The 26,062-nt window shown below is 67.1% G+C and carries 22 protein-coding genes and 1 pseudogene; 10 read left to right on the forward strand and 13 right to left on the reverse strand.

Going from position 1 to position 26,062, the window contains the following annotated elements; all coding sequences use genetic code 11:
• Positions 1–96 precede the first annotated feature (96 nt).
• On the forward strand, positions 97–1,101 hold the full coding sequence (locus IB274_RS19510; protein WP_081520648.1) for an NADP-dependent oxidoreductase: 1,005 nt from the start codon (positions 97–99) through the stop codon (positions 1,099–1,101).
• Positions 1,102–1,412: 311 nt separating this feature from the next.
• Positions 1,413–3,152 carry a SulP family inorganic anion transporter gene (locus tag IB274_RS19515; RefSeq protein WP_192433866.1) on the forward strand — a complete coding sequence of 580 codons (1,740 nt, stop codon included), beginning with the start codon at positions 1,413–1,415 and terminating at the stop codon, positions 3,150–3,152.
• Here IB274_RS19515 and IB274_RS30155 read toward each other — a convergent pair.
• Positions 3,120–4,001, reverse strand: a complete 882-nt coding sequence (locus IB274_RS30155; RefSeq protein ID WP_412548437.1) for a methyl-accepting chemotaxis protein — start codon at positions 3,999–4,001, stop codon at positions 3,120–3,122. The genes IB274_RS19515 and IB274_RS30155 overlap by 33 nt on opposite strands.
• Positions 3,978–5,090 (reverse strand): annotated as a pseudogene (locus tag IB274_RS30160) (HAMP domain-containing protein); the annotation flags it as partial. The gene IB274_RS30155 and the pseudogene IB274_RS30160, both read right to left, overlap by 24 nt.
• Positions 5,091–5,568: 478 nt before the next feature.
• On the opposite strand from IB274_RS30160, the gene IB274_RS29710 reads away from it, so the two are divergent.
• A complete protein-coding gene (locus IB274_RS29710) occupies positions 5,569–5,724 on the forward strand; it encodes a hypothetical protein (protein WP_225614930.1) in 156 nt (51 codons plus the stop codon).
• A gap of 24 nt (positions 5,725–5,748) precedes the next feature.
• On the opposite strand, the gene IB274_RS19530 is transcribed toward IB274_RS29710, so the two are convergent.
• Together IB274_RS19530 and IB274_RS19535 are read right to left on the reverse strand one after the other, a co-directional pair.
• Positions 5,749–6,357 (reverse strand): flavin reductase family protein, encoded by a 609-nt coding sequence (locus IB274_RS19530; protein ID WP_192433870.1) that lies wholly within the window; start codon positions 6,355–6,357, stop codon positions 5,749–5,751.
• Positions 6,358–6,434: 77 nt separating this feature from the next.
• A complete protein-coding gene (locus IB274_RS19535) occupies positions 6,435–6,713 on the reverse strand; it encodes a hypothetical protein (RefSeq protein ID WP_192433871.1) in 279 nt (92 codons plus the stop codon).
• A 152-nt stretch (positions 6,714–6,865) separates the two neighbouring features.
• Between IB274_RS19535 and IB274_RS19540 the strand changes: the two genes are divergently transcribed.
• Complete coding sequence (locus tag IB274_RS19540; protein WP_192433873.1) at positions 6,866–7,213, forward strand: GFA family protein; 348 nt, start codon at positions 6,866–6,868, stop codon at positions 7,211–7,213.
• A 351-nt stretch (positions 7,214–7,564) separates the two neighbouring features.
• Here IB274_RS19540 and mnmH read toward each other — a convergent pair whose 3' ends face one another.
• Together mnmH and selD are read right to left on the reverse strand one after the other, a co-directional pair.
• On the reverse strand, positions 7,565–8,665 hold the full coding sequence (mnmH, locus tag IB274_RS19545; protein ID WP_192433875.1) for a tRNA 2-selenouridine(34) synthase MnmH: 1,101 nt from the start codon (positions 8,663–8,665) through the stop codon (positions 7,565–7,567).
• Entirely contained in the window at positions 8,665–9,699 is a 1,035-nt protein-coding gene (selD, locus tag IB274_RS19550; RefSeq protein WP_192433877.1) for a selenide, water dikinase SelD, read from the reverse strand. The genes mnmH and selD overlap by 1 nt, the downstream gene beginning before the upstream one ends.
• 108 nt (positions 9,700–9,807) lie before the next feature.
• On the opposite strand from selD, the gene IB274_RS19555 reads away from it, so the two are divergent.
• A complete protein-coding gene (locus IB274_RS19555; protein ID WP_192433879.1) occupies positions 9,808–10,845 on the forward strand; it encodes a patatin-like phospholipase family protein in 1,038 nt (345 codons plus the stop codon).
• 631 nt (positions 10,846–11,476) lie between these two features.
• Here the strand turns inward: IB274_RS19555 and IB274_RS19560 are convergent.
• From IB274_RS19560 to kdpF, 6 genes are all read right to left on the reverse strand, one after another.
• Positions 11,477–12,169 (reverse strand): response regulator, encoded by a 693-nt coding sequence (locus IB274_RS19560; RefSeq protein WP_192433936.1) that lies wholly within the window; start codon positions 12,167–12,169, stop codon positions 11,477–11,479.
• Between the two features lie 40 nt (positions 12,170–12,209).
• Complete coding sequence (locus tag IB274_RS19565; protein ID WP_192433881.1) at positions 12,210–14,867, reverse strand: sensor histidine kinase; 2,658 nt, start codon at positions 14,865–14,867, stop codon at positions 12,210–12,212.
• A gap of 166 nt (positions 14,868–15,033) precedes the next feature.
• A complete protein-coding gene (gene kdpC, locus IB274_RS19570) occupies positions 15,034–15,582 on the reverse strand; it encodes a potassium-transporting ATPase subunit KdpC (RefSeq protein WP_192433883.1) in 549 nt (182 codons plus the stop codon).
• Positions 15,583–15,753: 171 nt separating this feature from the next.
• A complete protein-coding gene (gene kdpB, locus IB274_RS19575; protein ID WP_192433885.1) occupies positions 15,754–17,814 on the reverse strand; it encodes a potassium-transporting ATPase subunit KdpB in 2,061 nt (686 codons plus the stop codon).
• Positions 17,815–17,826: 12 nt separating this feature from the next.
• Positions 17,827–19,521, reverse strand: coding sequence for a potassium-transporting ATPase subunit KdpA (gene kdpA / locus IB274_RS19580; protein WP_192433887.1), 1,695 nt, complete (start codon positions 19,519–19,521; stop codon positions 17,827–17,829).
• Positions 19,522–19,529: 8 nt separating this feature from the next.
• Positions 19,530–19,619, reverse strand: a complete 90-nt coding sequence (gene kdpF, locus IB274_RS19585) for a K(+)-transporting ATPase subunit F (protein WP_009618573.1) — start codon at positions 19,617–19,619, stop codon at positions 19,530–19,532.
• Positions 19,620–19,940: 321 nt separating this feature from the next.
• Between kdpF and IB274_RS19590 the strand changes: the two genes are divergently transcribed.
• The 5 genes from IB274_RS19590 (at position 19,941) to IB274_RS19610 (ending at position 24,804) form a co-directional block, all read left to right on the forward strand.
• Positions 19,941–20,696 (forward strand): response regulator, encoded by a 756-nt coding sequence (locus tag IB274_RS19590; protein ID WP_192433889.1) that lies wholly within the window; start codon positions 19,941–19,943, stop codon positions 20,694–20,696.
• The gene (locus IB274_RS19595; protein ID WP_192433891.1) at positions 20,677–21,807 is read left to right on the forward strand and encodes a sensor histidine kinase; all 1,131 of its coding nucleotides are present in this window, start codon (positions 20,677–20,679) and stop codon (positions 21,805–21,807) included. The genes IB274_RS19590 and IB274_RS19595 overlap by 20 nt, the downstream gene beginning before the upstream one ends.
• A 108-nt stretch (positions 21,808–21,915) precedes the next feature.
• Entirely contained in the window at positions 21,916–22,707 is a 792-nt protein-coding gene (gene xopAW / locus IB274_RS19600; RefSeq protein ID WP_192433893.1) for a XopAW family type III secretion system calcium-binding effector, read from the forward strand.
• Positions 22,708–22,836: 129 nt separating this feature from the next.
• Entirely contained in the window at positions 22,837–23,484 is a 648-nt protein-coding gene (locus IB274_RS19605; protein WP_192433895.1) for a FadR/GntR family transcriptional regulator, read from the forward strand.
• Positions 23,485–23,526: 42 nt separating this feature from the next.
• Positions 23,527–24,804, forward strand: coding sequence for a CynX/NimT family MFS transporter (locus tag IB274_RS19610; protein ID WP_192433897.1), 1,278 nt, complete (start codon positions 23,527–23,529; stop codon positions 24,802–24,804).
• A 170-nt stretch (positions 24,805–24,974) separates the two neighbouring features.
• On the opposite strand, the gene IB274_RS19615 is transcribed toward IB274_RS19610, so the two are convergent.
• A complete protein-coding gene (locus tag IB274_RS19615; RefSeq protein ID WP_192433899.1) occupies positions 24,975–26,030 on the reverse strand; it encodes an AI-2E family transporter in 1,056 nt (351 codons plus the stop codon).
• Positions 26,031–26,062 lie beyond the last annotated feature (32 nt).

Consider the following 26,062-nt stretch of genomic DNA (forward strand, 5'->3'; position numbering starts at 1 on the left):
GAACCGATGGACGGACATTCCCCCGGCGGACGGAACTTGCCCCAACGCCGCGCGCGGACTATCACCTAGGCTTTCCCCCTGACTGAGTCCACTGCCATGTCCGCCCAGATCAACCGTCAGTTCCAGCTCGCCCAGCGCCCGGTCGGCGCCGCTACCCGCGACACCTTCGCCTACGTGGAAACCCCGGTCGGCGAGCCCGGCCCCGGCCAGATCCTGGTGAAGAACCAGTACCTGTCGCTGGACCCGGCCATGCGCGGCTGGATGAACGACGCGAAGTCCTACATCGCCCCGGTGGCCATCGGCGACGTGATGCGCGCCCTGGGCGTGGGCAAGGTGATCGCCTCGCAGCACCCGGACTTCAAGGTCGGCGACGAAGTGAACGGCGCCCTCGGCGTGCAGGATTACTTCCTCGGCGAGCCCAAGGGTTTCTACAAGGTCGACAGCCAGCGCGCGCCGCTGCCGCTGTACCTGTCCGCGCTGGGCATGACCGGCATGACCGCCTACTTCGGCTTCCTCGACGTCGGCCTGCCCCAGGCCGGTGACACCGTGGTGGTCTCCGGCGCCGCCGGCGCGGTGGGCAGCGTGGTCGGGCAGATCGCCAAGATCAAGGGCTGCCGCGTGGTCGGCATCGCCGGCGGCGCCGACAAGTGCCGCTACCTGGTGGATGAACTGGGCTTCGACGGCGCCATCGACTACAAGGCCGAGGACGTCAACGCCGGCCTCAAGCGCGAATGCCCCAAGGGCGTGAACGTGTTCTTCGACAACGTCGGCGGTGACATCCTCGATGCCGTGCTCGCCCGCCTGGCGCCCAAGGCGCGGGTGGTGATCTGCGGCGCGATCAGCCAGTACAACAACAAGGAAGCCGTGCGCGGCCCGGCCAATTATCTCTCGCTGCTGGTCAATCGCGCGCGCATGGAAGGCATGGTGGTGATGGACTACGCCCACCGCTTCCAGGAAGGCTTCAAGGACATGGCGACCTGGATCGCCGAAGGCAAGCTGAAGTCGAAGGAAGACATCGTCGAAGGCCTGGAAACCTTCCCCGAGACCCTGGCCAAGCTGTTCAGCGGCGAGAACTTCGGCAAGCTGGTGCTGAAGGTCTGACGGCCGCTCCCACCAGGATTCCTGTGCTCGGATCGGCCCTCACCCTAACCCTCTCCCAGAGGGAGAGCGGAGCGTTCGGCGCAGGATGAAACTACAGCGTCAGCCGGCACAATCGGCTCCCTCTCCCCCTGGGAGAGGGCTGGGGTGAGGGAAAAGGCACTGCGCCAGAATCACAGGGGGAGGATGTTCGCGGACATGGCCCGCTCCCGGAGTTCTGCATTCCTCGCTCTATCTCGATGATTTCCGATAAGCTCTGTTGAGCCTTTCCAGCTAGGATTTCCCCTGGTCGATTCCAAGGAAGATCCCCCCGAATGTCCCTCGCCCGTTGGCTGCCCGGCCTGGACAGCCTGCTGCACTATCGTTTCGACTGGCTACCGCGCGATGTGCAGGCCGGCCTGTCGGTGGCCGCGGTGCAGATTCCCACCGCCATCGCCTATTCGCAGATCATTGGCTTCCCGCCGCAGGTCGGGCTCTACGCCTGCATCCTGCCGATGCTGATCTACGCCATCGTCGGCAGCTCGCGGCAGCTGATGGTCGGCCCGGATGCCGCCACCGCCGCGATGGTCGCGGCGGCCATCACACCGCTGGCGGCCGGCAACCCGGAGCGCCTGCTGCAGCTGTCGATGATCGTCGCGGTGCTGGTGGGCGCCATGTCCATCGCTGCCGGTTTCGCCCGCGCCGGCTTCGTCGCCAGCTTCCTCTCGCGGCCCACGCTGGTGGGTTACCTGAACGGCATTGGCCTGAGCCTGATCGCCGGGCAACTCGGCAAGATTCTCGGCTACCACAGCGAGACCAGCGGCTTCGTCCGCGGCCTGATCGCCCTGGTGCGCAACCTCGCCGATACGCATTTCCCGACCCTGGCACTAGGGGTCGGCACCCTGGCGCTGATGATCCTGCTGCCGCGTCGCTACCCGAAGATTCCCGGCGCGCTGGTGGGCGTGCTGTTCGCCTCGATCATCGCCGCAGTGTTCGGCCTCGACCAGTACGGCATCAAGCTGCTCGGCGAAGTACCGCAAGGACTGCCACAGCTGAGCTGGCCGAAGACCAACTACGAGGAGCTGGGCAGCCTGTTCCGCGACGCCATGGGCATCACCATCGTCAGCTTCTGCAGCGCCATGCTCACCGCGCGCAGCTTCGCCGCCCGCCACGGCTACGCCATCGACGCCAACCACGAGTTCATGGCGCTGGGCATGGCCAATATCGGCGCGGGGATTTCCCAGGGCTTCGTCATCAGCGGCGCCGACTCGCGCACCGCGGTGAACGACATGGTCGGCGGCAAGAGCCAGATGGTCGGCGTAGTGGCCGCGCTGGTGATCGGCCTGGTCCTGCTGCTGTTCAGCAAGCCGCTGGGCTGGGTGCCGATGCCGGCGCTGGGCGCGGTGCTGCTGATGGCCGGCTGGGGGCTGATCGACTTCCGCGCGCTGCGCGGCTTCTGGGCGCTGAGCCGATTCGAGTTCGGGCTGTGCGTTCTGACCACCATCGGCGTGCTCAGCGTCGGCGTACTGCCGGGCATCTTCGTCGCCATCATGCTTGCCCTGCTGCGCCTGCTCTACCTCACCTATCGCCCGCACGACGCGGTGATGGGCTGGGTGCACGGCATCGACGGCCAGGTGGAGCTGGAGCAGTACCCCAACGCCCACACCCTGCCGGGGCTGGTGATCTACCGCTTCGACGCGCCGATCCTGTTCTTCAACGCCGACTACTTCAAACAGCGTCTGCTGGAAGTGGTGGCCGAGGCGCCAAACGCGCGGGCGGTGCTGCTCAATGCCGAAGGCATCCTCAACCTGGATATCAGCGGCCTGACCTCGCTGCGCGAAGTGCAGCAGACCCTCAACGCTCAGGGCGTGCACCTGTCCCTGGCACGGGTGACCGGCGAAACCCTGGTGATGCTCAAGCGCTCCGGTGCTTTGGGCGAGGTGAAGCCGCCGCTGGTGTTCAGCTCGGTGCGCGCGGGGGTCAACGCGTACCGGCGCTGGCACCAGCAGCGCAAGCGCGAGCAGGCGACCAGCGCCCAGGCTTCACAGGCGGAACTGCCCGACCAGCCCCTGTAGTTCGCGGCTGAGCTGCGCCAGCTCGACGCTGGACGACGCGGTGGACTCCATGGCCTGCGCCGATTCGTCGGCGATGCCACGGATGCTGCTGACGCTGCGGCTGATCTCCTCGGCCACCGCGCTCTGTTGCTCGGAAGCGGCGGCGATCTGCTGGTTCATCTGGTGGATCACCGCCACCGCCGAGGCGATGGTGCCCAGCGCGGCCTCGGTCTGTACCGCGTCGCCGACGGTCATTTCCACCAGCGCGTGACTGCGTTGCATACGTTGCACCGATGTAGTCGCGCCGTTCTGCAGGGCGGCAATCAACGTCTCGATCTCCGCGGTGGACTGCTGGGTGCGCCGCGCCAGCGCCCGCACCTCGTCCGCAACCACGGCAAAGCCCCTGCCCTGCTCGCCCGCTCGCGCGGCCTCAATGGCGGCGTTGAGCGCCAGTAGGTTGGTCTGCTCGGCGACATTCTTGATCACGTCCAGCACGCTGCCGATGCTCTGGCTTTCGCGGCCAAGCTGCTCGATGCTCTGCGTGGCCGCGCGCACCGCATCGGCCAGTTGCTCGATGCGGCCCAGCGTCTGGCGCACCACGTCCTGCCCGCTGGCCACCTTGCCGTCGGCCTGTTCGGCGGAGCTGGCGGCTTCTTCTGCATTGCGCGCCACGTCATGGACGGTGGCCGCCATCTGGTTCATCGCCGTGGCGACCTGGTCGGTCTCGGCCTTCTGGCTGTTCACCCCGTGCTGCGTGCGCTCGGTAATGCTGGACAGCGCCTGTGCCGAGGCGGTGATCTGCCCCACGCCATCGCTCAACCGGCTGACGATGCCGCGCAGGCTGTCCGCCATACTGCCGACTGCGCCCATCAATTGGCCGACCTCATCCTTGCGCCGCACCTCGATGCTCACGCTCAGGTCACCCTCGGCGATGCGTCGAGCCATGCCGATCACCTGGCGCAGCGGCCGCACGATCATCCAGGTGATCAACATCGACGCCAGCGCACCAACCAGCAGCGCCAGCGCCGCCGAAGCGACGATCAGCAGCGTGTTGGTGCGTAATTGGCTCTGCATGGCTGCGCGTTGGGCGGCGTAGGCGTCGTCGACCTGCTGCATGACCAGCGCCGCGCGATCGTTCATCTGTGCGTGGACCTGCTTTTCCTGCTCGAGGCTGGCGGTGTACTCATCGAGCTTCTCGACGAAGGCGTTGATGTTGGTGATGACGTCCTTGAGCACCGAGACGTAGGTTGGATCGGTGATCGCCTCCTGCAATTTGGCGGACAGCTCCAGCGCCTCGGCGGCGGATTTGATGCGGCCGCCCTCGGCCTTCTCCTCGCCGCCAGCTTCCATGCGCGAGCGCGCCTCGTTCAGGCCCTGCAGCACCAGGCGATAGAGCTGGCTGACCTGGGCCGCCTGCTGCAGCAGTTCCTCGCCCTTCTGGCCCTGGGAATCCTTGAGTTCGTAGGCGCCGTCATCGGCCAGGCTGGATTGCAGGATGTCCAGGCTGTTGGACGCTCCGTTGACCGACCAGGTGGCGGCGTCCAGCGACAGTCGCCGGCTCTTGCTGGACTTCTCGAAGCTGGCAAAGGCCGCGAGGTAATCGGCGACGCCCTGCTCTACGCGGGCCATGGCCGCTGCCTCCTCCGGCTGGGCCTTGAGCCGCGCCACCGCTTCGCCGAGGTTGCCGGCGTGTTCGCGCAGGCGTTTGGCCGAGGCATCACTGGCGTCGATCACGAAGTCCTTCTCGCTCTGGCGCATCTCTAGCAACTCGCGGTTGATGGTCGACATGTCGCCGAGCAGGTCGAAACGCTGGGAAATCGACCGTAGCGAGGTCACGCCGATCACCGCCACCAGGGCGGTCAGCAACAACACCAGGCCGAACCCGATGGCCAGTTTCTTCGCCGTTCCCATATCGGCCAGACGACGCTGCACGAAGGCAACCATGGCTTCTCCCCCCATCCGCAATGGCGTTGCAGGAAATCCCCGAAGGTCTCCTGATCGTTATCGCTGCTTTTGCGCGGAACATTAGGAGCGCCGCGCACCGACTGGATAGAGGGCACGACGGTGATGGCACGGTGATGCTGCACAGAGATACGTGGAGGTCGTATCCAGAACACTGAACAAGGCTTTCCTGGCCCAGATACGGAAATCGCCGACAGCGAGCTGACAGCCTGATCGTTCAGATTCCGACACCGGACTTTTCTCTCCAGGTGCTCGGATAAATGCCTACTACCAACTGGTCCTGCAGCTCCCGCTGGCGGGATTCGCCTGCGAACTGCAACTACCGGAGCTTTACCGCGAGCAGCGCCGCCTCGACCCACTGCTGCTGGCTCGCGGGCAATTACCGATTCGCAGCTTCGTCTGCCCGCTGGCCTGCGATGAGGTCAAGGGCGATTGGCTGGACGGCTGGTTCGATACCCGGACCGGCTGGCGCCTGGTGCGCGGCATCGTCAGCCTGATTCACGACCGCACGCTGGAATTCGACCGCCGCGACCCACTGCTCTCGGAACTCTTCGCGCTCGGCGAACGGCTGGACGTGGCGCACATGGTCGGCGTCCACTGGCAGCTCGGCCTGGAGCTGGAACTCGCCTGACGCGGCAGCGCCAGTCGTAAAGCCCTACTTCGGGCGAATCATGCTGAAGGTGTCGCGGGTGTAGCTGTACTGGGTGCCGCCCAGGCGCCCTACCAGGTCCAGCTTCGCCGGATCGACATGGCGCTCGTCCTGCATCACCGATTCATCGATGTGCGCCAGCAGCACGCGGGCGAAGATCAGCATGCTGGAAGGGTTGTCCGCTGGATACGGCATGATTTCCGCCAGCTGGCATTCGAAGGCCACCGGCGCGCCGACCACACGGGGCGGCGCCACGCGCTCGCTGGGCACGGTGGCGATGCCGGCCTGCTCGATCTCGCTGACGCCGTGGGGCAGCCAGGCGGCGGTGGCGTTCATGTTCTCGGCCTGGTCGGCGCTGACCAGGTGGATCACCAGCTCGCCGGTCTCGCGCACGTTGCACAGGGTGTCCTTGACGCTGCCGTCCTCACGCACGCTGGTGTTGACCAGCAAGGTCGGCGGCGAATCGCTGATGACCTGGAAGAAGCTGAACGGCGCGAGGTTGCTCTGGCCATCCTTGGACAGCGTGCTGACCCAGGCGATGGGCCGCGGCGTGACCGTGGAGGCCAGCCAGCGGTAGGCCTCGGCCTTGGACAGTCGGGTAAAGTCGAGTTGCATGGGCTGATCCTGGCAGAACGGCGGGCGATGCGATGGGAAAGGCGCGGGCCGCTTCAGGCGGCCCGGCGATACACGGCTCAGCGGCCGGCGCGGGATTCCTTGATGTAGAAGCGCGCGCGGCTGGCCTTGTCGGAGCAACCATCATAAGCCTCGACCTGCTGCTGGGTCTTGGCGGCAGTCAGCAGGCCGACGGCCTTGGAGTAGCTGACAGTGCCGGCGAAACCTTCGGCCTTGGCCAGGTCCAGTTCGTGCCAGGCGGCGTTCAGTTCGTTGGCGCAACTGTCGCGGTTGACGGTCTTGCCCGAGCAGCCGGCGACGGCGAGCAGCAGGGCGATGATCAGGGGAATACGCGGCATGACGAAACTCCTGGAAGTATTCGGGGGTGAATCCAGCTTAGAACGCAGCGCAGAGGCCTGCCGGACCGCGCCGCAGTATGCCACCGGACGGATGACGTTCAAGCGACTACTACACTGTTTGCCCACGGGGTATCCCGACAAGGAGAAGGATCATGGTGCATCAGGGCAGCTGCCATTGCGGGCAGATCGCGTTCGAAGTGGAAGGGGATGTCGGTGAAGTCGTGTCATGCAACTGCTCGATCTGCCGACGCAAGGGCTCGCTCCTGTGGTTCGTGCCGCGTGGCAAGCTGAAGCTGACGACTCCTGAAAGTGCGATGAGCACCTATACGTTCAACACCCATCGCATCGAGCACCGTTTCTGCCCCACCTGCGGCTGCGCGCCGCTGGCCTACGGCGCCATGCCGGACGGCACGCCGATGGCGGCGATCAACGTGCGCTGCCTGCCGGGCGTGGACCTGGCGGGGCTGACGGTGAAGGAGTACGACGGCAAGAGCGCGTAAGAACCCGTCAATCCGCTGCAGCCCGTAGGGCGCATAACCCGGAACGGGTTATCCGCCGATGCCACAACGGCGGATAACGCTGGCACGTTATCCGCCCTACGTTCTGTTCGCGAGCAAGCTCGCTCCTACGAAGAGCGCTCCGCTGTTCAGTCGTGCTGTAGGAGCGAGCTTGCTCGCGAACCGCCCCCTGCCCCCCTCCCCGACCAGCGCTTGAGTAAGATGGCGTGGAGCGCAGCGATACCCATCGTTCTCGTGCACCGGCAGCAGCATGGGTATCGCAAGCTCCACCCATCCTACGTCGGTGCTCCGCCGTGATACCGGTGCCAATTGCGGCCCTACTGGGTACGGGGATCAGCGCTCCGCGCGGAAGCGCAAATACTCGACCACCTCGTCCTGGGTGCCGCGGAACTCCACGCGCTCGCCCTTGCTCTCGCGCTGGAAGGCATACATCGGGTCGTAGTATTCACCCAGCAGCCCTTCGATCCAGCCCCGGTGCAGGTCCACTGCGCCGCTGCGTTTCTGCTCCTCCAGGGCTTCATCCATGATCGCCGCCAGACGCTGATAACGCTCGCCGCCCAGGCGCTTGACGATACCGGACAGGCTCTTGCGCAGGTACACGGCGAAGGAGTCGAAGCCGCCCTCCTCGCCCACTACCTGCACATGGTCGGCGCACAGGTTCACCACGTAGTCCTTGAGGATGCGCTCGACGCGCTGCTCGAAGCTGTCTTCCAGCCACACCAGCGGGTAGTGCTGCATGCCTTGATAAAGCTCCAGCGGCACCGAGCAGCTGCCGACGATGCGCCCTTCGTCCTCCAGCACGAACTGCTCCGTGCCGGCATGGCGCTTCTTCAGGATGTCGATGGCTAGGCGGTTCTCGAAGTCGATCTGCGCCGGCTGCGGCGTGGCGCGCCGGCCGAAGGCAGAGCCACGGTGGTTGGCATGGCCTTCCAGGTCCAGGCTGTTGGCCAGCTGGGCGATGACTTCGGTCTTGCCGGTGCCGGTCAGGCCGCCCACCAGCACGAACTGGCATTCCTCGACGGCAGCACGGGTGGTGTCGAAGAGGAAACCACGCATCGCCTTGTAGCCGCCGACCACGCGCGGGTAGTCAATGCCGGCTTCGGTCTTCAGCCACTGCTGGGTGATCTGCGAACGCAGCCCGCCGCGGAAGCAGTACAGGTAACCCTCGGGGTTGGCCCTGGCGAAGTTCGCCCAGGCCTCGATGCGCTCTGCCTTGAGCTTGCCCATGACCAGCTCGTGACCCAGCGCGATGGCCGCCTGCTGGCCATTCTGCTTGTAGCAGGTGCCGACCTTCTGCCGCTCGATGTCGTTCATCAGCGGCAGGTTGATCACATTGGGGAACGCGCCCTTGTCGAATTCGACCGGGGCACGCACGTCCATCATCTTCACATCGCCGAGGAACAGTTCGCGGTAGTGGCGGGTGTTGTCGCGCATCACATCACCTCGACCGCGTGACTCTGTCGGCCGACCAGTTCGCCGATGGGCGCCAGGTCCATGCCCAGCTCCTTCGCCGTGGCTAGGAATTGCGCCTCGCCGTCCGGCTCCACCGCCACCAGCAAACCACCGCTGGTCTGCGGGTCGCACAGCAGCAGCTTGTGCAGTTCGGGCAACGGCGCAATACGTTCGCCGTAGCTGTCGAAGTTGCGCAGGGTCCCGCCGGGCACGCAACCGGCTTCAAGGTAATACTCGACGCTGGCCAGACGCGGCACGGCACCGTAGCGAACGCGCGCGGTCAGGCCGCTGCCGTCGGCCATTTCCACCAGGTGGCCGAGCAGGCCGAAACCGGTGACGTCGGTCATCGCCTTCACCCCATCGAGCTTGCCGAAGCGCGCGCCGGGCTTGTTCAGGGTGCACATCCAGTCGCGGGCGACGCCCACGTCTTCGGCGCGCAGCTTGGCCTTCTTCTCGGCGGTGGTGAGGATGCCGATGCCCAGCGGCTTGGTCAGGTACAGCTTGCAGCCGGCGGTGGCGGTGTCGTTGCGCTTCATGAAGCGCTTCTCCACCAGCCCGGTGACGGCCAGGCCGAAGATCGGCTCGGGAGCGTCGATGGAGTGCCCGCCGGCCAGCGGGATGCCGGCTTCGTCGCAGACCTTGCGGCCGCCGGCGATCACTTCGCGGGCGATTTCCGGCGCCAGCACGTTCACCGGCCAGCCGAGGATGGCGATGGCCATCAGCGGGTCGCCGCCCATGGCGTAGATGTCGCTGATGGCGTTGGTGGCGGCGATACGGCCGAAGTCGAAGGGATCGTCGACGATCGGCATGAAGAAGTCGGTGGTCGACACCACGCCGCGCTCGGCATCGATTTCGTAGACGGCGGCGTCATCGCGCGAGGCGTTGCCGACCCACAGCTTGGGGTCGAGGTTCTGCGCGCCGCTGCCCGCGAGGATGACCTCCAGGACCTTGGGGGAAATCTTGCAGCCACAGCCGGCACCGTGGCTGTACTGGGTCAGGCGGATCGGTTCGCTCATCGGGAGGCTCCGGGCAGGGAAATCAAACGGCGATTCTAGCAAAGCCCGGCTTGGCGCGGCCGCTGCCCACGGCGTATCGTCGCAGGGTTCGTCACGCGGAGTTGCCCCATGTCAAAACAGATCGCGCTGGTACTCGGTTCCGGCGGCGCGCGCGGTTATGCGCATATCGGAGTGATCGAGGAGATCGAACGGCGCGGCTATGAGGTGGTGTGTATCGCCGGCTGCTCCATGGGCGCAGTGATTGGCGGCATCTACGCCGCCGGCAAGCTGGGCGAGTACCGCGACTGGGTGGAAAGCCTGGACTACCTCGACGTGCTGCGCCTGCTCGACGTCAGCTTCCGTCTCGGCGCCATTCGAGGTGAGCGGGTATTCGGCAAGATCCACGAAATTCTCGGCGAGATCGACATCGAACAGCTGCCGATCCCCTACACGGCGGTGGCCACCGACCTCACCAACCAGCAGGAAATCTGGTTCCAGGAAGGTTGCCTGCACCAGGCCATGCGCGCCTCGGCGGCGATCCCCAGCCTGTTCACTCCAGTCATGCAGGGTACCCGCATGCTGGTGGACGGCGGCCTGCTCAACCCGCTGCCGATCGTCCCGGTGGTCTCAACCCACGCCGACCTGATCGTCGCGGTCAACCTCAATGCCACCAACCAGCGCCAGTATTCGCTGCCGGTGATCGAGCGCCCGGCGGCGCTCAAGGGCCGCTTCGATTCGGTGATCTCGGGGTTGTCGAACAAGCTGAGCTTCTTCCGCCGCGGCGAAGTCGAACCGCCGCCGGAACTGATCGCCGACGCCCTGCTCCACCCGGTGCCGGCTACGTCGGAAGAACCCGCCGAACCGGAAATGCAGCAACCGGCCGCCGCACCGCAGGCCAAGGGCTCGCCCCGCTCGGCCACCGGCAGCCACGTGATCGACAGCAGCAGCCCGGCCTCGCTGCTGGAACTGGTGAACCAGAGCTTCGAGGTGATGCAGACCTCGCTGGCGCAATACAAGATCGCCGGCTACCCGCCTGACATCCTGATCAACGTGCCCAAGCGCGTTTGCCGCTTCTTCGAGTTCTACAAGGCCCCCGAACTCATCGCCCTCGGCCGGCAGATCGCCAGCGATACGCTGGATCGGTATGAGGCGGAGAATCCTTACTGATCGGGCTGGTGCTCTTCCGACAAGAGCGATGAATCGCGGGCAGGTTTCGACTTTGGGCGGTTCGCGAGCAAGCTCGCTCCTACGAAGAGCGTGCGCATTGATCCGGCTTTGGCTTTGGCTTTGGCTCTTGAAGACTTCCAGAGAAATATCCGCGCAGGCCGACTGCCCCGTTCAACGAGGGTATTTTTCGCCCCAAGCGAAAAACCGGATGTCCGGGGCAAGACCTTTGCCTACTTTGCGTCGTTTGGCAAAGTAGGTCGCCCGAGGGGGCGAAACAGGGAATCCGCGCGTACGCCGAAGCGGCGCATGAACACCCCGCCTGAAGCAAGAGCATCGCGGACAGAGTCCGTTCCTACCCGATACGCCTGCGCTGGGATCTGCCCTCACCCTAGCCCTCTCCCAGAGGGAGAGGGGACCGTCCGGCACAAGGCGAAACCATGGCGTCAGCCTGCACGACCGTCCCGCTAAACGGAGCCCGCAGCCAGGATTGAGCAGAGAAGACGCCCTGACCAACTCTCCCAGAGGCGGTTTCGTAGGGCGCATAACGCGCCAGCGATATCCGCCGCGGTGGTATTGGCGCATAACCCGTTCCGGGTTATGCGCCCTACGTGCCAAGAGTGGCCCCGTGCGTTCAGCCCTCGCGCAAGCGATAACCAACCCCCGCTTCGGTGACAATGAACCGCGGCGTCGCCGGATCATCCGCAAGCTTCTGCCGCAGATGCCCGACCACCACCCGCAGATAGTGCGTGTCCTCGGTATGCGTCGGCCCCCAGATGTCCTTGAGCAATTGCTGCTGGGTCACCACCCGGCCAACGTGTCGCGCAAGGGTCGAGAGCACTGCGTATTCCTTGCGGGTCAGGGACACTTCCTCACCATCGAGCAATACGCGCCGATAGGAGAAATCCACACTCAGCGGCCCCACCGCGACCACCGCCTCCTGCGTCTCGCCACTGGCGCCCTGGCGCAGCAGCACGCGGATGCGCGCGAGGAATTCCTGGATGCCGAAGGGTTTGGTCACATAGTCGTTGGCGCCGCTGTCCAGCGCCAGCACCTTCTCGCTTTCGCTGGCGCGCACCGAGAGCACCAGCACCGGCACGTGCGACCACTCGCGCAGTTCGCGCAGCACGTCCTGGCCGTCCTTGTCGGGCAGGCCAAGGTCGAGCACCACCAGGTCCGGGCGGCCCAGTGCCGCCTGCGCCAAGCCTTCCTCGCCGGTGCCGGCTTCGAGCACCTTGTAACCACCGGCGCTGAGGCTGATACGGAGGAACTTGCGGATCTGCGGTTCGTCGTCGACGACCAGAATCGTGGCGGCGCTGGCGTTCATCGGCAGTCCGGGCTGGCTGGGGGCGTCCAGCTTGAGCCTTTCAGACAGCAGCATCAAGCTGCTCCAGGTCCGGCTGCTGCTGCAGCGGCAGGTGCAGCACGAGGGTGGTACCGCGCCCGTCGATGCCGTCCTCGACGGTGATCCGCCCGCCGTGGGCGCCAACCATGCCCTGGCAGATCGCCAGGCCCAGCCCGGTGCCCTGGCCGCCGCGATCACCACGCGCGGCGGTGTAGAACATGTCGAAGATCTTCTCGCGCTCCGCCGGCGGAATGCCCGGCCCTTCGTCGCTGACCAGGAAGCGCAATTCCTCGTCACCCTGCTCCACCGCCACCCGCAGGCGGCCTTGCGGTGGCGAGAAGCGCGCAGCGTTTTCCAGCACGTTGACCAGCGCCTGTTCGATCAGCGCGGCATGCACGTAGAGCAGCGGCAGCTCCGGCGCTACGCGTGTTTCCACGCGGTACGGAGCGACCACCGCGCGCAGGCGATTGAGCGCGCTGCCGACGATGTCGCCGGGCGACACCCAGTCGCGCGACAGCTTCAGGCCGCCGTGGCCGAGGCGGGTCATGTCCAGCAGGTTCTGGATGTAACGGTCCAGGCGCTCGGCCTCATCACGGGTGCTTTCCAGCAGTTCGCGGCGATCCGGCGGCGGGATGGCATCGCCCAGGGCCAGAAGGCTGTCGATGGCGCCGCGCATGGAAGTCAGCGGCGTGCGCAGGTCATGGCTGACCGAGGCCAGCAGCGCGCTGCGCAGTTGTTCGGTTTCGCCATGCAGGCGCGCGGCTTCGAGGTCTTCGGCGAGACGCGCACGGGCCAATGCCTGCGCCAGCGGTTGGCCGAGAGCAGCCAGCAGTCGACGGCGCGACCCGGACAAAGGCTGCGAATCACGCGGGCTGACCCCGAGCAGCGCCAGCGGGCCGTCCTCGCCGGACAGCGGCCACCACCACCAGCGCCCGCCCGGCAGCGTGCCGGTACCCAGGCCGGCGGGCTGGACGTGCTGCCAGGCCCAATCGGCGGCGGCGCGCTCCTGGTCCTCCAGCGCGCGGTTGAGGCCGCCCTCCAGTTTCCACTCGCCGTTGACCCGGCCGAGCAGGCAGATATCCAGCCCGTCCCAGCCGCCCAGTTGCTGCGCGGCGGCGGCCATCACCGCCTGACGGTCGGTGGCGGCGGTGAGCTTGCGCGACAGATCGAGCATCTGGCTGGTCTCTTCCTGGGTCTCGCGCAGCGCCTGTAGTTGCCGGCGCTGGCGAGCCGCGAGGTTGCCGGTGAGGCCGGCCATGAGCAGGAAGAACAGCAGGGTCAGCACGTCTTCTTCGCGCTGGATGGAAAAGGAGAAATGCGGCGGAATGAACAGGAAATCGTAGGCCAGGAACGACAGCACCGCGCAGGCCAGCGCCGGGCCGAGGCTGCTGCGCACCGCCACCAGCAGAACGGCGGCAAGGAACACCAGGGAGATGTTCGGCAGCTCCAGCACGCTGGCCACTGCCCAAGCCAGAGCGCTGGCGCAGCCGGCTGCCAGCGTGGCGAGCAGGTAGTTGCCCCAGGGCCAGGACGTTTGCGGGCGGGTCTTGGGCGGTGCGAGGTCAGCCTCGCTGTCGAGCACGCTGATCTCCAGCCCGTCGCCCAGGCGCAGCAGGCGCGCCGCAAGACCGCCGCCGAACAGCTGGCGATACCAACGCTGGCGCGAACGGCCGACCAGCAGCAAGGTAGCTCGGCGCTCCTTGGCGTGCTCGACGAGGGTGCGCGCGACTTCGCCACCGCGTAGTTCCACCACGTCGCCGCCCAGGCGCTCGGCCAGTTGCTGGGCGTTCTGCAGTTGCATGCGCGACTCTTCGCTGCGCGCATCGCCGGTATCCACATGCACCAGCGACCAGGGCAGGTGCCGGCGCTCGGCCACGCGGCAGGCGTGGCGCACCAGCCGCTCGGCGTTGTGCTCACCGTCCACCCCCACCAGCAGGCGCCCGCGCACGGCCGGCGCCTCGCCACCCTGCTGGCGATAGCGATGGGCAAGGTCGGCATCGACCCGCGCGGCGGCGGTCTGCATGGCCAGTTCGCGCAGCGCGGTGAGGTTGGTCTGGCTGAAGAAGGCATCGATGGCGGCGCGCGCCTGTTCGGGCACGTAGACCTTGCCCTCGCGCAGGCGCTCCAGCAGCTCGCGCGGCGGCAGGTCCACCAGCAGCAGTTCGAAGGCTTCCTGCAATACCCAGTCGGGCACGGTTTCGCGCACCTGCACGCCGGTGATATCGCGCACCTGGTCGTTGAGGCTTTCCAGGTGCTGGACGTTGACCGTGGTGTAGACGTCGATGCCGGCGGAGAGCAGCTCCTGGATGTCCTGCCAGCGCTTGGCGTGACGGCTGCCGGGGGCGTTGCTGTGGGCCAGTTCGTCCACCAGCGCCAGGGCCGGCGGGTCGCCGAGCAGGCCGTCGAGGTCCATTTCCTCCAGGGTGATACCCCGGTAGACCGAGCGCTTGAGCGCCTGCTGCGGCAGGCCAGCGAGCAAGGCTTCGGTCTCGGCGCGGCCGTGGGTTTCGACGACGCCGACGCGCAACTTCACGCCCTGGCGCAACTGGCTCTGCGCGGCCAGCAGCATGGCGTAGGTCTTGCCAACCCCCGGCGCGGCGCCAAGGAATACCTTGAGGCGGCCACGGCCCATGGGGGGCAGGTCGGCCAGGAGGGCGTCGGCACGGTTGGGGTCGGTCATGGGGCTATCCTCGGAGCGCTCCGGGCGCTCGTTTCATGGGTGGAATGAGACTGCAGGAAACCCTCACCCCAACCCTCTCCCAGAGGGAGAAGGAGCCGTCCTCTGCCAATGGACGGCCCGGCGTTTTTCCTCGTGCCGCGGCAGACGTCGGTACTGGCGCTGGAGTCTAGCGAGGCAGGCTGGCCAGAGCCATGTTCAGCGCCAGCACGTTGACCACGGCGGGGCCGATCAGCGGGCGTTCGGTGTTGGCTTCCACCAGTTTCTCCAGGCTCGCCGCCGGTACGCCACGCTCCAGGGCGATACGCGGCACCTGGTACAGCGCGGCGGCGCGCGGCAGTTGCGGGTCGAGCCCGCTGCCGGAGGTGGTAACCAGCGCAAGCGGCACCGGTTGCGCACCGATCTGCTGGGCGGCGGCATCCTTGGCGATGCGTTCGACCAGCGCCGGGTTGCCGGGTGCGAGGTTGCTGGCGCTGCTGGAGACGGTGGCGAAGTCGCCGGCCGAGGGGCGCGAATGGAACCACTGGGCGCCGTCGAATTTCTGCGCGATCAGTGCCGAGCCGCGCACGTTGCCCTGGTCATCGCGGACCAGGCTGCCGTTGGCCTGGTCGTGGAAGGCGACCTGGGCGATGCCGGTGACGGCCAGCGGATAGGCGACGCCGGTGACGGCGCTGAGCAGTACCAGCGAGGCGATGGCGGGGCGGAGTTGGTTGAGCATGTTCGTGTTCCTCTTGTCAGGTTCGGAGCGAGGGATTGCCCTCACCCCAGCCCTCTCCCAGAGGGAGAGGGAGTAGTTCGGCGTATCCGGCGAGATCGGTGCTTCCCGATCACTCCGAACGGTCCCCTCTCCCTCCGGGAGAGGGTTAGGGTGAGGGGGAAGCCGCGTGCCTTAGGCCAGGCCTACGCCCACCAGAATCATGTCAATCACCTTGATCCCCACGAACGGTGCCACCAGCCCACCCACGCCGTAGATCAGCAGGTTGCGCCGCAGCAGCTGCGAAGCGTCGCTGGCCTGCACGCGCACGCCGCGCAGGGCCAGGGGGATCAGCGCGACGATGATCAGCGCGTTGAACACGATGGCCGAGAGGATGGCGCTCTGCGGGCTGGCCAGTTTCATCACGTTGAGTACGCCCAGTTGCGGGTAGATGCCGGCGAACAGCGCAGGAAGGATGGCGAAGTACTTGGCCACGTCGTTGGCCACCGAGAAGGTGGTCAGCGCGCCACGGGTCACCAGCAGTTCCTTGCCCACCTGCACCACGTCCAGCAGCTTGGTCGGGTCGCTGTCCAGGTCCACCAGGTTGGCGGCCTCACGGGCGGCCTGGGTGCCGTCGTTCATGGCCATGCCGACATCGGCCTGCGCCAGCGCGGGGGCATCGTTGGCGCCGTCGCCGCACATGGCGACCATACGGCCCTCGCCCTGCTCCTGGCGAATGCGCGCCAGCTTCTTCTCCGGCGTGGCTTCGGCGATCACGTCGTCCACGCCCGCTTCGGCGGCGATGGCGGCAGCGGTCAGCGGGTTGTCGCCGGTCACCATCACGGTGCGGATGCCCATGCGGCGCAGCTCGGCGAAACGCTCGCGGATGCCCGGCTTGACCACGTCCTTCAGGTGGATAGCGCCCAGCAGCTTGCCGTCGGCCACCACCAGCAGCGGCGTGCCGCCACTCTGGGCGATGCGCTCGATCTCCTTGGCGAGGGTTTCGGGCATCTGCGCACGATCCATACCGATAAAGGCCAGCGCAGCGTCCACCGCGCCCTTGCGGTACACGTGGCCGTCGATGTTGATGCCCGACAGGCGCGTCTCGGCACTGAAGGCCACCGGAGTCACGCGGTTGCGGTCCGGCTCCGGCAGGATGATCTGCGCCCTCAAGAACTCCACTATGGATTTGCCCTCCGGCGTGTCGTCAGCCAGCGAGGCGAGGAACGCGCCCTCGGCCAGCTCCAGCGGCTGCACGCCAGGAGCGGTGTGCAGCGCGCTGCAGCGGCGATTGCCGAAGGTGATGGTGCCGGTCTTGTCGAGCATCAGCACGTGCACGTCGCCCGCTGCCTCCACGGCGCGGCCGGACTTGGCGATGACGTTCAGGCGCACCAGGCGGTCCATGCCGGCGATGCCGATAGCCGAAAGAAGCCCGCCGATGGTGGTGGGAATCAGTGTCACCAGCAGCGCCACCAGGAACACCAGCGGCAGGTTGCCGCCGACGAACAGGGCGAAGGGTTTCAGGGTCACGACCACCAGCAGGAAGATCAGCGTCAGGCCGATCAGCAGGATGTCCAGCGCCACCTCGTTGGGGGTCTTCTGGCGCTTGGCGCCCTCCACCAGGGCAATCATGCGGTCGAGGGTGGACTCGCCGGGGTTGGCGGTGATCTTCACCAGCAGCCAATCGGAGACCAGCCGGGTGTTGCCGGTCACGGCCGAGCGGTCCCCGCCGGATTCGCGGATCACCGGCGCGGATTCGCCGGTGATGGCGGCCTCGTTGACCGCCGCCACGCCTTCGATCACCTCGCCGTCGCCGGGGATCAGTTCACCGGCTTCGACACGCACCACGTCACCCTTGCGCAGGCTGCTGGCGGCGACTTTCTCGAAGTTGCCGCTGGCAGTCCGGCGCATGGCCTGCAGACCCTGGGTGCCGGCCTTGAGGCTGTCTGCGCGAGCCTTGCCACGGCCCTCGGCGAGGGCCTCGGCAAAGTTGGCGAAGAGTACGGTGAACCACAGCCACACGGCGATCTGCACGGCGACGAAGGTGGGCACCGACTCACCGCCCACCACACAGAGCACGGTGGTCAGCACGGCGGTCAGGGCCACCACCAGCATCACCGGCGAGCGTTGCAGCTGGCGCGGGTCGAGCTTGACGAAGGCCTGCACCAGCGCCGGCTTCCACAGGGCGGACAGCGCGGTGGTGGGGCGTTTTTCGACGGCCTTGTTCACGGCCAGTTCCTGGGTTTTCGCATTCATGGAGGCAGCTCCTCAGAAGCCAAGCGTCAGGTGATCGGCCACCGGGCCCAGCACCAGCGTCGGCAGGAAGTTCAGGCCGCCCACCAGCAGGATGGTGGCGGTCAGCAGGCTGACGAACAGCAGGCCGTGGGTCGGAAAGCTGTTGGGGCCGACCGGGGTGGCCTTCTTCGCCGCCAGGCTGCCGGCGATCGCCAGCACCGGGAGGATGTAGCCGAAGCGGCCGATCAGCATGGCCAGGGCGATCATCAGGTTGTGGAACGGGGTGTTGGCGCCGAAGCCGCCGAAGGCCGAACCGTTGTTCGCGGTGCCCGAGGTGTAGGCGTAGAGCAGTTGGCTGAAGCCGTGGGCACCGGGGTTGCTCACCGCCGAGGCCGGGCCCGGCAGGCTGGCGGCGATGGCGCCGAGCACCAGCACGCCGACCGGCATCACCAGCAGGGTCGCCACCAGCAGGCGCACTTCGCGGGCTTCGAGCTTCTTGCCGAGGTATTCCGGGGTGCGGCCGACCATCAGGCCGGCGAGGAACACTGCCACCAGGACGAACAGCAGCATGCCGTAGAGGCCCGCACCGACGCCGCCGAAGATCACTTCGCCGACCATCATGTTGAGCATCGCGACCATGCCCGACAGCGGGTTGAGGCTGTCATGCATGGCGTTCACCGAGCCGTTGGAGGCCGCCGTGGTGGTCACCGACCAGAGCACGCTGGCGGTGGTGCCGAAGCGGCTCTCCTTGCCTTCCAGCGGAGCGACCTGTTCCACCGGCAGCGCGCTGAGCGCAGGGTTCGGCTGGTACTCGGCCCACAGCGATACACCCAGGCCGAGGGCGAACAGCACCAGCATGCAGCCGAGGATGGCGCGGCTCTGGCGCAGGTCCTTCACGTAGTGGCCAAAGGTGAACACCAGCGCGGCCGGGATCAGGATGATCGAGACGACCTCGAACAGGTTGCTCCAGATGGTCGGGTTCTCGAACGGGTGCGCCGAGTTCACGCCGAAGAAGCCGCCGCCGTTGGTGCCCAGTTGCTTGATAGCGATCTGACTGGCCGCCGGGCCCAGCGGGATGGACTGGTCGGCGCCCTGCACGGTCAGCGCGTGGGCATAGTCGAGGAAGGTCTGTGGCACGCCTTGCCAGACCAGCAGCAGCGCCAGCAGCAGGCACAGCGGGATCAGCCCGTAGAGGGTGGCACGGGTCAGGTCGACCCAGAAGTTGCCCAGGTTGTTCGTCGACTTGCGCGAAATGCCACGTGCCAGCGCCACCAGCACGGCCAGGCCGACGGCAGCGCTGACGAAGTTCTGCACGGTCAGGCCGAGCATCTGGCTCAGGTAGCTCAGCGAAGCCTCGCCGCTGTATGCCTGCCAGTTGGTGTTGGTGACGAAGCTCACCGCGGTGTTGAACGCCAGCGTCCACTCCAGGCCCGGCAGGTGCTGCGGGTTGAGCGGCAGCAGCCCCTGCAGCATGAGGATGGCGAACAACAGCGCCAGCCCCACCAGGTTGAACGCCAGCAGGGCCAGGGTGTAGCTCTTCCAGTCCTGCTCATCTTCGGGGTGGATGCCGCACGCGCGGTAGATTGCCCGCTCCACCGGCAGGAACAGCGGACTGAGGAAGGTGCGCTGCCCCTCCATCACCTTGTAGTAGAAGCGCCCGAGGAACGGCGCCGGCACCAGCACCAGCGCCAGGAAGGCGACGATCAGCAATACGTCATGGCTGTTCATGGCCACTCCTAGGAACGGTCGGCGCGCAACAGCGCCACCAGCAGGTAGATGAACAGTCCCGTGGCCAGGACCAGTGACACACCGTCGAGCACGCTCATGGTTTCTTTCTCCTCACGCGGGCGACTCCATCGCTTGGGCGGCCGTTGCCGCCTGACGGAAATTTTCCGCAAGCGGCGCGTAAAGGAGCGATTCCCAGCCCCGGCGGGCGGCATAAAGAAAGCGTAAAAAACCGCTCTGGCGCGGTGATCGGAAGACTTTGTATCGAGCCCGATACAGAGCGGACACGCTGGCGACACCCGCGCCCCGCAGCCTCGCCGACCATGGCCCGCGCACGCGATGACGGGTTAGCATGCGCGCGTCGCATGCCCCTGGCGGCCCTTGGCCATCCTGCCCCACGTTTTCCCGCGACAGGTTTCTTCATGTACCCGACCCCTACCGACGACCCACGCCGCTGGACTACCCGTGCCCTGCTGGTGGACGACGACGAGCCGATCCGCGAACTGCTCTGCGGCTACCTCGCGCGCTTCAACATCGAGGCCCACGGCGTTGCCGACGGCGTCGAAATGCGCCGCGCGCTGGAGAACGAAAGCTTCGACGTGGTAGTGCTGGACCTGATGTTGCCCGGCGAAGACGGCCTGTCCCTGTGCCGCTACCTGCGCGCCGAGTCGGACATCCCGATCCTCATGCTCACCGCCCGCTGCGAGCCGGCGGACCGCATCATCGGCCTGGAACTGGGCGCCGACGACTACATGGCCAAGCCCTTCGAGCCCCGCGAACTCGTGGCACGCATCCAGACCATCCTGCGTCGTGTGCGCGGCGCCAGCCTCACCGGCGAGGAAGGCGCACGCGGCGAGCCGCGGGCCCAGGTGCGCTTCGACCAGTGGCGCCTGGACAGCGTGCTGCGTCAGCTGCATGCGCCCGATGGCTTGGTGGTGCCGCTGTCCAATGCCGAATTCCGCCTGCTCTGGGTGTTCCTCGAACGCCCACGGCGGGTGCTCAACCGCGAACTGCTGCTGGATGCCGCCCGAGGCCGCGCCATCGAGGCCTTCGACCGCAGCATCGACCTGCTGGTCTCGCGCCTGCGGCAGAAGCTCGGCGACGATCCGCGCTCGCCCCGGCTGATCAAGACCGTGCGCGGCGAAGGGTACCTGTTCGATGTCCGCGATATCGCCTGAGTCCGCGCCCGAGCGCGCGAAGGAAAAACCCCTGGAGCGCGCCGACAGCCTGTTCGCCCGGCTGTTCGGGGTGTTCCTGCTGGCCATCGTGGTGGCGCACCTGCTGGCCTTCGCCTGGTTCCATCATTACGGCCCGCACCGGCCCGACATGCCGCCGCCCCCGCCGCCGGAGCAGGGCTTCGAGCGTGGTCCGCCGCCGCAAGGATTCGCGCCGGGGCCCGAAGGTTTCCGCCCGCCGCCTCCCCCGCCGCCGCGGCTACCGTTCTGGAGCGCGCCGTTCGCCTTCCAGCTGCTGGCGCTGATCCTCGCCGCCGGTATCGGCGCCCGTTTGCTCGCCCGCCCGGTACAGCGCATGGGCGACGCCGCACTGCGCCTCTCCGAGGACCTGGACAGCCCGCCGCTGCCGGAAACTGGCCCGCGCGAAGCGCGCCAGGCCGCCCACGCCTTCAACCGCATGCGCGAACGCATCCGCGAACAGGTGCAGCAACGCAGCCGCATGCTGGTGGCAGTCTCCCATGACCTGCGCACCCCGCTGTCGCGGCTGCGCCTGCGCGTCGAGGAAATCGACAACCCGCAACTGCGCACGCGCATCGGCCAGGACCTGGCCGAGATGATCGGCATGCTCGACTCCACCCTGCATTACCTGCAGCAGGAACGTGCCACCGAGCCGCTGCAGTGGTTCGACGTGAAAGCCCTGGCCGACTCCCTCGCCGAAGACGCCTGCGAACGCGGCGCCGACGTCGGCGTGGAAGGCTACTGCGCGCCGCTCAAGGTCCAGCCGATGGCGCTACGTTCGTGCCTGAACAACCTGCTGGACAACGCCCTGCGCTACGCCGGCGACGTCAGCATCGAACTGCGCGACGGCACCCGCGAAGTGGAAATCCGCGTCCGCGACCACGGCCCCGGCATTCCTGCTGAGCTGCGCGAGCAGGTGTTCGAACCGTTCTTCCGCCTGGAAGGCTCACGCAACCGCAACTCCGGCGGCGTCGGCCTGGGCCTTTCCATCGCCCGCGATGCCGCGCGGCGCCAGGGCGGCGACCTGTTCTTCGAGGAAACCCCGGGCGGCGGCGCCACCGCCGTGCTGCGCCTGCCCAGAAGCACAACAGCGTAACGCCGTTGTAGCCGCCAGCTGACAAAGCGCACAAACCCGCGACACAGGCGGGTCCGAGGCTGTCATCAGCGGAGAACCCTCCGCTTTGGCCACCACGGAGAATCTCCCATGATCAGCGGCGTGAGCAGCAGCTATGCGAGCTACTACACCAGCTCGCTCGCCCGGACCCAGACCGCCAGCAGCACCACCGCCACGCAGAGCGGCAGCACTGGCGGTTCTCAGGGCGCGGCGAAATTCCAGGAAGACCTGTTCAAGTCCATCGACAGCGATGGCGACGGCAGCATCAGCAAGGACGAACTGACCAGCGCGCTATCCTCCAGCGACGAATCGGACAGCAGCGACATCGATATCGACGCCCTACTCAGCGAACTGGACAGCGACGACAGCGGCAGCATTTCCAAGGACGAGCTGTCCGCGGCCATGCCTCCGCCCCCGCCACCGCCCGGCGAGATGGGTGGGCTGGGCAGCCTGGGCGACTCCGCAGAAGACCTGATCAGCGCCCTGGACAGCGACGGCGATGGCAGCATCAGCAGCGACGAGCTCTCCGCCCTGGGCAGCAGCGATGACGACAGCGAGCGCCTGAGCGAACTGTTCAGCCAGCTCGACGCCGACGGCAGCGGCTCCATCAGCGGCGAGGAGCTTTCCAGCGCGCTGCAGGCCCAACGCCCCGACGGCCCGCCGCCGCCCCCGCCGGCTTCGGCCTCCAGCGGCTCGTCCGACGACTCCTCCAGCACTGCCTCGGACAGCGCGACGACCACCGCCTCCAGCGCCTCCTCGACCAGCACCAACACCGGCGCCGCCTACCAGAAGCTGGTGGCCAACCTGCTCAAGCAGTACCAGAGCAGCGAAGTCACCGCCCTCCAGGTGACCAGTGGCAGCCTGGTGAACATCGCCGCCTGATTCGCGTCGATGCCCACCGCCGGAGCGCCCCCCCCGCTCCGGCGGCCTCCTCGTCTTCCCGCATTGCCAGCGCTCCACCTCTGCCCTAATCTTGGCCCCTTCAAATTCATCCGATGATTGGATGTTTCCATGCCAAGCCCTATTCAGAAGCGCTCGCTGGTGGACATCGCCCTCGAGCAGATCCGCCTGCGTATCGACGACGGCACCTGGCCGCTCGGCCAACGCCTGCCACCGGAGCCCGAACTGGCTGAGTCCCTGGGTATCAGCCGCAATACCGTGCGCGAAGCGGTGCGCGTGCTGACCTTCTCCGGCGTGCTCGAAGTTCGCCAGGGCGACGGCACCTACGTGCGCGCCTGCGCCAACCCTCTGGACACCATGCTGGTGCTGGCGCGCAGCTCGGTGGAGCAGGCCCTCGAGGCACGCGGCGTCATCGAGGTGGAGGCCAGCCGGCTGGCCGCCGAGCGCCGCACCGAAGCCGACCTCGCTGCCCTGCGCGAAGCGCTGGAGTCCTCCGCCGTGCATCACGGTGGCCCGCTGGACGAATACATCGCCCACGACCTGGCCTTCCACCAGCGTGTGGTGGACAGCGCCCACAACCCAGTGCTCAGTGAGCTGTACCGCTATTTCTCCCAGGTCATCCGCGCCGGCCTGGAACGCACGATCAGCGACCCGAACCGGCCTCAACCGAGCTTCGAACTACACCGAGAGCTGCTGGACGCCATTGCCCGTGGCGACGCCGACGCAGCCGCAAAAGCGAACCGCGCGCTGCTGATCTGACTCTGAATTCTTTCTTCTGCCTGCTGCCCTGGAATGCCCACCATGTCCTTGCCCAATGACCCGAAAGACGCCGAGCACAAGGTGTCCTGTCCGCCCGAAGAACTGCTGATCGACGCCGAGGACGATGACGCGAAAGCTGCGCCGCACCCGCAACGCACCTGGCTGTTGCTAATGGGCCTGGTGCTGGTGGCGATCAACCTGCGCCCGGCGCTTTCCAGCCTGTCGCCGCTGCTCAACACCGTGCGTGACGGCACCGGTCTGTCCGCTGCCGCTGCGGGCCTGCTGACCACCCTGCCAGTGCTCTGCCTGGGCCTGTTCGCGCCCTTGGCGCCGATGCTCGCGCGGCGTCTGGGCGCCGAGCGCACCGTACTGCTGATCCTCTTCACTCTGGCCGGCGGCATCGTCCTGCGCAGCCTGTTCCCGGTGGCCGGGCTGTTCCTCGGCAGCCTGGTGGCCGGCGCCAGCATCGGCATCATCGGCGTGCTGCTGCCGGGCATCGTCAAGCGCGACTTCCCGCACATCGCCGGGACCATGACCGGCGTCTACACCATGGCCCTGTGCCTGGGCGCTGCCACGGCCGCCGGTGCCACCGTGCCGCTGGCAAAATTGATGGACAACAACTGGCAGGTAGCGCTGGCGTTCTGGGCCATCCCCGCCGTCGTCGCCGCGGCGATCTGGCTGCCGCAGACCCGCCAGAACCATCACGCCCACCGCACGGTGTACAAGGTGAAGGGCCTGTGGCGCGACCCGCTGGCCTGGCAGGTAACGCTGTACATGGGCCTGCAGTCATCGCTGGCCTACATCGTCTTCGGCTGGGTGCCGTCGATCCTCATCGACCGTGGCCTGAGCGCGGTGGAAGCCGGCCTGGTGCTCTCCGGCTCGGTGATGGTGCAGCTGTTCAGCGCCCTCGCCGCGCCGTGGCTGGCCACCCGCGGCAAGGACCAGCGCATCGCCGTGGTGATCGTCATGGGCCTGACCCTGGCCGGCCTGCTCGGCCTGCTGTTCGCCCCGCTCTCTGGCATCTGGGGCTGGGCGGTGGTGCTCGGTCTCGGCCAGGGCGGTACCTTCAGCATCGCTCTGGCGCTGATCGTGCTGCGCTCACCGGACTCCCATGTCGCTTCCAACCTCTCCGGCATGGCCCAGGGCGTGGGCTACACCCTGGCGGCCTGCGGGCCATTCCTGGTCGGCGTGGTGCACGACGCCACCGGCGGCTGGGCAGCGACCGGGGTGATCTTCGTGGTGGTGACGGTAGCGGGGATCGTCTTCGGCCTGGGCGCCGGGCGGGACAAGCTGGTGCAGGTGACGAGCCAGCACATCTGAGGTCGCCGGATCGTAGGACGCATGACGCCCCAGGCGTCATCCGCCATGGCGGCGGATAACCCGTTCCGGGTTATTCGCCCTACGCAGGAACTTCACTGTAGGAGCGAGCTTGCTCGCGGACAGCGCTCCATGGGAACGCCGGAGCAAGCGTCATCACCCGCTTCGACACATCAAACTACAGGCGGCGGCGGAGGCCGCTGCGAACTGGCCACCCACGCGCTGACCAGGTTGTACACCACCGCCAGCAGCACCGGCCCGAGGAACAGGCCAATGAAACCGAAGCTGAGCAACCCGCCGAGCACGCCCAGCAGCACCACCACCAGCGGCAGGTTGCCGCCGCGGCTGATCAGGTAGGGCTTGAGGATGTTGTCCACGCCGCTGATCACGAAGAAGCCCCAGATCGCCATGAACACCGCGTAACCGTAGCTCTCCTGATAGAACAGCCATATGACGGCCGGGCCCCACACCAGCGGCGGCACCATCAGCAGGCTGCAGACGAAGGTCAGCAGACCGAGCACCAGCGCACCCGGCACCCCGGCGATGAGAAAGCCGATGGTAGCCAGCACGGCCTGAGCGGCGGCTGTACCGATCACGCCGTTGACCACGCGCTGCACGGTGCCGGCGATGATGTCCATGTACTGCTGCGCGGCGGCGCCGATCAGGCGTTCCAGTACGCCGTGGGCGAACGCTTGCAGGCGCTGGCCATCGCGGTAGAAGAAGAAGATCAGCACCAGGCTAAGCACCAGCTCGAAAATGCCGGCGCCCAGCTTGGCGCTACGTGCCAGGGCCCAGTTGCCGACCTCCCCCATGTACGGCTTGAGCGCGGAAAAGATCGCCACGCCCTGCTGGTCCGCCTGGTACCACCAGCCGATCAGGCGGTCGCCGATCAGCGGCACCCGCGCCATCCATGCCGGTGGCGGCGGCAGGCCGGCGACCTGCAGGTTCTTCACCAACTCGACCCCTTCGCGCACCCTATCCACCAGGCCGAAACCCAGCCACACCAGGGGCAGTGCGACCAGCACGATCCAGCCGAGGGTCAGCAGGCCCGCCGCTGCGGCCTGGCGACCGCCCAACGCCTGCGTCAGCAGACGCATCAGCGGCCAGCTGGCGAAGGCCAGCACGGCGGCCCAGAACAGCGCCGACCAAAATGGCAGCAGCACCCAGATACTGGCGCCCAGCAGGCCAAGCAACAGCAGGCGCAGCAACAGGCGATCGTTGTCGAACATTGGACACCCCGATTGGCTCGAAAGCCTCAGTG

The sequence above is a fragment of the Pseudomonas sp. PDM18 genome (assembly GCF_014852585.1).
Classification (GTDB): Bacteria; Pseudomonadota; Gammaproteobacteria; order Pseudomonadales; family Pseudomonadaceae; genus Pseudomonas.

Bases quoted from the DNA above. Each gene is read 5' to 3' on its own strand.
- kdpC (WP_192433883.1), bottom strand. From the start codon at position 15,582: ATGCTCAACCAACTCCGCCCCGCCATCGCCTCGCTGGTACTGCTCAGC.
- IB274_RS19615 (WP_192433899.1), bottom strand. From the start codon at position 26,030: ATGTTCGACAACGATCGCCTGTTGCTGCGCCTGCTGTTGCTTGGCCTG.
- kdpB (WP_192433885.1), bottom strand. From the start codon at position 17,814: ATGAATGCGAAAACCCAGGAACTGGCCGTGAACAAGGCCGTCGAAAAA.
- IB274_RS30155 (WP_412548437.1), bottom strand. From the start codon at position 4,001: ATGGGCGCAGTCGGCAGTATGGCGGACAGCCTGCGCGGCATCGTCAGC.
- IB274_RS19590 (WP_192433889.1), top strand. From the start codon at position 19,941: ATGTACCCGACCCCTACCGACGACCCACGCCGCTGGACTACCCGTGCC.
- selD (WP_192433877.1), bottom strand. From the start codon at position 9,699: ATGAGCGAACCGATCCGCCTGACCCAGTACAGCCACGGTGCCGGCTGT.
- IB274_RS19535 (WP_192433871.1), bottom strand. From the start codon at position 6,713: ATGCCGCGTATTCCCCTGATCATCGCCCTGCTGCTCGCCGTCGCCGGC.
- IB274_RS19560 (WP_192433936.1), bottom strand. From the start codon at position 12,169: ATGAACGCCAGCGCCGCCACGATTCTGGTCGTCGACGACGAACCGCAG.
- IB274_RS19555 (WP_192433879.1), top strand. From the start codon at position 9,808: ATGTCAAAACAGATCGCGCTGGTACTCGGTTCCGGCGGCGCGCGCGGT.
- IB274_RS19605 (WP_192433895.1), top strand. From the start codon at position 22,837: ATGCCAAGCCCTATTCAGAAGCGCTCGCTGGTGGACATCGCCCTCGAG.
- IB274_RS19595 (WP_192433891.1), top strand. From the start codon at position 20,677: ATGTCCGCGATATCGCCTGAGTCCGCGCCCGAGCGCGCGAAGGAAAAA.
- xopAW (WP_192433893.1), top strand. From the start codon at position 21,916: ATGATCAGCGGCGTGAGCAGCAGCTATGCGAGCTACTACACCAGCTCG.
- IB274_RS19610 (WP_192433897.1), top strand. From the start codon at position 23,527: ATGTCCTTGCCCAATGACCCGAAAGACGCCGAGCACAAGGTGTCCTGT.
- IB274_RS19540 (WP_192433873.1), top strand. From the start codon at position 6,866: ATGGTGCATCAGGGCAGCTGCCATTGCGGGCAGATCGCGTTCGAAGTG.
- IB274_RS19515 (WP_192433866.1), top strand. From the start codon at position 1,413: ATGTCCCTCGCCCGTTGGCTGCCCGGCCTGGACAGCCTGCTGCACTAT.
- mnmH (WP_192433875.1), bottom strand. From the start codon at position 8,665: ATGCGCGACAACACCCGCCACTACCGCGAACTGTTCCTCGGCGATGTG.
- IB274_RS19530 (WP_192433870.1), bottom strand. From the start codon at position 6,357: ATGCAACTCGACTTTACCCGACTGTCCAAGGCCGAGGCCTACCGCTGG.
- IB274_RS19565 (WP_192433881.1), bottom strand. From the start codon at position 14,867: ATGACCGACCCCAACCGTGCCGACGCCCTCCTGGCCGACCTGCCCCCC.
- kdpF (WP_009618573.1), bottom strand. From the start codon at position 19,619: ATGAGCGTGCTCGACGGTGTGTCACTGGTCCTGGCCACGGGACTGTTC.
- IB274_RS19510 (WP_081520648.1), top strand. From the start codon at position 97: ATGTCCGCCCAGATCAACCGTCAGTTCCAGCTCGCCCAGCGCCCGGTC.
- kdpA (WP_192433887.1), bottom strand. From the start codon at position 19,521: ATGAACAGCCATGACGTATTGCTGATCGTCGCCTTCCTGGCGCTGGTG.